The organism is Martelella alba (assembly GCF_005217455.1).
GTDB lineage: Bacteria > Pseudomonadota > Gammaproteobacteria > Enterobacterales > Enterobacteriaceae > Acerihabitans.
Genome location: NZ_SZPQ01000127.1, coordinates 1 through 1,323 on the forward strand (window position 1 = coordinate 1; position 1,323 = coordinate 1,323).

A 1,323-nucleotide genomic window follows, 5' to 3' on the forward strand; every position below is an offset into this window, starting at 1 on the left:
GGCATCGGCCGATCCACTGGCGGCGGTGGCGCTCTTTGCCGCATCCGTCGCACTGGCAGCCGCATTGGTTTCGCTGGCCGCGGCGTCGTTTTTTGCCGTTAGAGCATCCGCCGCCGCAGTCTGTGAATCCGCGCGCATTTGCTCGACAGTGGCCACAATAGCCGGCGTCAGATCATTCTCACCGGGCATCGTCAGAAAACTATTTAACGTGCCATCAATCGAATCAGAGAAAATTTGAATAGTCCCGACATGTGCGTCGGGTTGTCCATCTGTAGAGATGAATACGAAATATCTGCCTGTTTCGGCGTTGATAGAATAATTACCGTTAGCATCAGTCGTTGTGGTTGATTCCGACTGCACGATAACGCGCGATGATGTGGAAATCGCTCGCAGTATGATATTGACATTGGGCAATGGGGCACCACTGGGCGCCAACAAAACGCCGGATATTAATGCCATAAATTTAACTCCGAAAATTGTTTATTATGACCAATCAGAACTTTTAACGGCCGTTGCTATTAACAATGCGGGGCCAGCCTGCATTGTAGCGGCGCCACTGCTATTGCCGCGGTGTTTCGAAACAGAAAATTCGAACGTCACAGAACTGCCAGCCGGAACAATATACGTTCCACACGCCACGCCACTGACGTTGTCAGAACCCTCCCCTGAGGCTGAACTCGCCGACGCCTCGGCGGACGCAATGGTGTTACCATTAACAGAGATATCGACCATACAATATCCTGACTGACTCGTCGTATCACTGCTGGAAACGGTACACATGACCGGGCAAATTATGGAAACGATGCGATCAACATGTTGAGTTGCATTTATCGTTTTATAAAATGTGCCGGAGATTGTTGCTCCGCCTGATGGGGTCCCCACATCAACACTCAGCGGCGAACCTGTCGCAATATCACCCTCGATTGAGGTCGCTACCACACGGTTTATTGTGGCGGTATCAGTAATAGTGACGTTTTCCAACGTCCCTGCCGTTGCGTTTATTGTTCCCCTGAACGTACCGTTTTGAAATTCCGCGGCACCATCCTTACCTATGCGCCAGCCCGTCGAGCCTGCAACATAATTCGACGACTGGATATAATCGCCGATTTTTGCATTGGTAATAGTCCCGTCTTTGATGAACGCGATATTCATGAAAACCTGTCCGCCGTCAATGGCGAACGGCGTCGATGTGACCCCGTTATCCTGATTGAGCACAGCAAACCGGTCGGCCAGGATCAGGACCTGGCTCTGCATTCCCGCCGGGGTATTCTCGACCCCCACCCCAATGCCAGCCGTGTAGAGTTTTCCGTCTTCAGTCTGGCC

The 1,323-nt window shown here is 51.9% G+C and carries 2 protein-coding genes; both read right to left on the reverse strand.

The window, feature by feature from the left end:
* On the reverse strand, positions 1-459 hold a 459-nt coding region (locus tag FCN80_RS25955; protein ID WP_170975540.1), incomplete at its 3' end, for a prophage tail fiber N-terminal domain-containing protein.
* A gap of 24 nt (positions 460-483) precedes the next feature.
* Positions 484-1,323: phage tail tip fiber protein (locus FCN80_RS25960; protein WP_136993246.1), on the reverse strand; the 840-nt coding region annotated here is incomplete at its 5' end.